We start from the raw sequence: 3,155 nt of genomic DNA on the forward strand, positions 1-3,155 counted from the left end.
AGGCAGGTGGTGGCTGACATGGTAAAGACCCTGAGATGATGCAATTTCAGCGTCTCATGTCAGCTCACCCTTTCCCCCTCGCCTAACGAGGTTTCAAGCCTTTTGCCTACTTGTGTCAGGCAGTCAGGCTGAGCACACCATCATCTAGCCACAGCTATTATTGAATTAAATCCGAATTTGATGCTTCATTGTGATCAAGCTGTGATCAAGCTAGAAAACATTCATCCCCTAGCCGACTTTAAGCGCAACGCCAAAGCCTTTGTCGATCGCATTAAAGCCACCAAAGCCCCCATCGTGCTCACTGTTAACGGCAAGGCAGAGGTGGTTATTCAAGATGCTGTTGCTTTTCAAGACATGCAAAATCACATCCAATGCCTGAAAGAAGAACTGCGTGCCATCAAGCTTCAGGCGCTTAAGCAAGACCTGGCTTTTGGGGCTCAACAGCTCCAGCAAGGCGACTACATCGAGTATGACGACGCTTCGACAGCATCCTTAGAGAGCAAAATAAAAGAGCGAGGTCGTCAGCGCCTGGCCCAAAACCCACCGTTATGACGTGTTATCGGCTTTCTCAACGGGCCGAGCGAGACCTTGAGGATATTCAACCGAAATCATCGCTTCCAGGGCGGTTTGCAGGTCGGCGGTGAGCTGGGCTACGGCCTGTTTGCGGTTGGCTTTGTAATCGGGCCAGCGATCGCTCACCGAGATTGGCTCACCCACCGTTAGCACCGCCTGCTGCGGCCCCAGTTTGGGCCTGGGGAAGGGGTTCTCGCCCTGAATCAGACAGACCGTATCGCGTAAGATCATCACGGTTTCGGCAAAGCGCTCGGCGGAGGGGCGCTGGCGCACATACTGCCCGGTGACGGCGACAAAATTTTCTACCAGGCGCATGTGCCACATGCGCAGGCTGGCTTCTTCGGCCTCGCGATCGGCCAGGCCGCGCGCTACCGCTGGTAAGGGTGATTCCCCCGCAATATCTTGCCGAAAGATGCGCTCCCACCCGGCCTGCTCAATGCGGCGGCAGCGATCGATGGCGCTGCCCTTGGCCGGCAGTTGAAAATAGGTTTCGGCTACATTTAGCGCCGCATTCATCAGGGCTTCGAGGCGCTGGGCAAAGCGTTCGGGAACCGCCTCGGAAGACGTATCCGTACCAGCATCGCTCAGAAAGTTGGGAGGTAAGGTCTCCCGATAAATTCGACGGTAATAGCCCTCCATCAGGGTGAGCAGGTGCTCGCCCAGGGTATAGAGCCGCTGATAGCGCTGCTCGGTGGCGGCATCTGAGGTGTCGCCTAGGGCATAGGTAGTGACCGCAGGGGGGATGCCGTTTTCTTGCTCTAGGCGATCGAGCCAGCGATCGATCGCTGGCCAGGGCGGGGTGATATAGCGGTAGGCAATGCCCAGGGGGGCGATCGCCACCTGCTCCTGTCGCCCCTGGCTCTGCATATCATCGACGCACCAAAACCCCATCTGGGCGACCCCCGGCTCCAGGGGGCTAACGATTTCGGTGTGGCCATTATTACCCCCCTCAGGGGCCGCCGCGATGGGCAGTTGACCGTTAGCAAACAGGTCGCGGGCCGATCGCAACCCCTGGCGATCGACCTTGCCCCGCTGAATGGGGGTGCCCCCCAGGTGACTGTAGATCCACCCCACCCAGTCGCCCGCCCAGAGGGGAATACCGCGATCGTAGATAAAGTGAGCATGAACTGGACGCTGCAGCTCAATGCCTAACTCTCGGGCCCGCTGGGGCACCGCATACCACATCAAATGGGCCAAACAAAATGAGTCGAGCGGGCTGGGATGGCGAAAGGCCAGCAAAAACCGAGTCTCTTTGGCCCCAAAGGCTTTAAACAAATGCACCAGACCATCGGCATTGACCACCTCCACCGCTTGGATCTGTTCGCGCCAGCGCATCCAGTAGGGCAGGCCCAGCCGTACTAGGGCTAGCACTCGGTGATCTAGAGCAGGAGGGATAAAGCTCAGCGGTGGCTGGGCCTGGTTTGAAAGATTAACCACAGGTATGTAGCAACGCAGATATAGGGAGCAGCGCAGAGTTACCCAAGCCCTAGGCAATCATCAACGCCTGAGTGTCGAACCCCCCGATGATATAACAGGCCGGAGAAGAACATAGTTTAGGCTTAAAGCCCTAGAGTAAATCTACGGAGAGTATGTAAAGGTTTTATGAGTAAACCGTTACGTAGGATTGCTTAGGGTTGAGAAACCCGTTTTAATAGCGGGAGCTTAGCCGAGTTGGCTGAGCATGGTCAAACAAATCGTCACGCGATATCTATCATCCCTAGGAGTTTCTACCGGTCAAGAGTATCCCCATCCTGAGGGGCTTTTGGTACTGAGTGCATAGCTAGTTCGATCCAACCAATGGCTCTTAGCCAGCGGCATGCGGTGATCTAGCAACCTCTTCCAGAGACGTAGTTAGCGGTAAGGTTGACGATTATATGGTTTTCTCACAGTTTTTTTCTGCTGGTTCGCCACAGCAGTCCCTTGCTGGGGCAGATCTCGCCCCAGCATCGGTTTCCGGCCTAGACAAACAGGCTTCAGCGGTTTCTCCCCCCTGGATTTTAGATACTCTCTTTCGCAACCTGAGCTATGACCTAGAGCAGGTGGCCGGTGTGATTGATCCGATTCTGACAGCCAAAAACCACTGCTATCGCACCGATTGCTATATTCAGGGTCTGATCACCGAAGATAGGGCATTTCTTAGCACCAACCTGACCCCTGGGTGCGATATTCATGTCACCCCCTGCGGCACTCGCTGGCTGCTGGGCCAGGGTAGCCACTGCGCTTTGAATTTTTCTCAATCCGGTATTGCCCTCTGCCATGCTGCGATCAATTTCGACCCCAGGCGGGGTTTCTTCATCGCCGATTTGGATACACCGGGTGGCACTTGGGTGAATGGCCACCGTTTGGCTGCGGCCCAGCGCCATTACCTGCAGGATGGCGACTTGATCAAGCTCGGTGACCTGCGGTTTGAGTTTTTGCAGCAGCAGTGCGAAGAGTCGGCCTGGATGGATGACTAAGTAGCTAGGCGCAATTAAATATAAAACGTTCCAGTGGGTAATCTCCGGTTCTACTACGTGCCTCCATGCCCTCAATGACGGTCATGGCCAGGTCATATTCGTTATCAAACATCTGCCCGGCAATCT

3 protein-coding genes are annotated in these 3,155 nt (G+C 55.4%); 2 read left to right on the forward strand and 1 reads right to left on the reverse strand.

The annotated features are described in order from the left end of the window. Positions 1-201 precede the first annotated feature (201 nt). A complete protein-coding gene (locus IQ254_RS30510; RefSeq protein ID WP_193969890.1) occupies positions 202-552 on the forward strand; it encodes a type II toxin-antitoxin system Phd/YefM family antitoxin in 351 nt (116 codons plus the stop codon). Here IQ254_RS30510 and IQ254_RS30515 read toward each other — a convergent pair. Continuing rightward, complete coding sequence (locus IQ254_RS30515) at positions 547-2,010, reverse strand: 1-acyl-sn-glycerol-3-phosphate acyltransferase (RefSeq protein ID WP_193969891.1); 1,464 nt, start codon at positions 2,008-2,010, stop codon at positions 547-549. The two genes, IQ254_RS30510 and IQ254_RS30515, sit on opposite strands and share 6 nt — an antisense overlap. Positions 2,011-2,447: 437 nt before the next feature. Between IQ254_RS30515 and IQ254_RS30520 the strand changes: the two genes are divergently transcribed. Then, positions 2,448-3,029 (forward strand): FHA domain-containing protein, encoded by a 582-nt coding sequence (locus IQ254_RS30520; RefSeq protein ID WP_193969892.1) that lies wholly within the window; start codon positions 2,448-2,450, stop codon positions 3,027-3,029. Positions 3,030-3,155: the final 126 nt, after the last annotated feature.

Origin of the sequence: Nodosilinea sp. LEGE 07088, from assembly GCF_015207395.1 — a bacterium.
In the GTDB taxonomy this organism is placed as follows: Bacteria; Cyanobacteriota; Cyanobacteriia; order Phormidesmidales; family Phormidesmidaceae; genus Nodosilinea.

What these genes read in the sequence shown, in the direction of transcription:
- IQ254_RS30520 (WP_193969892.1), top strand. Translation starts at nt 2,448, where the DNA reads ATGGTTTTCTCACAGTTTTTTTCTGCTGGTTCGCCACAGCAGTCCCTT.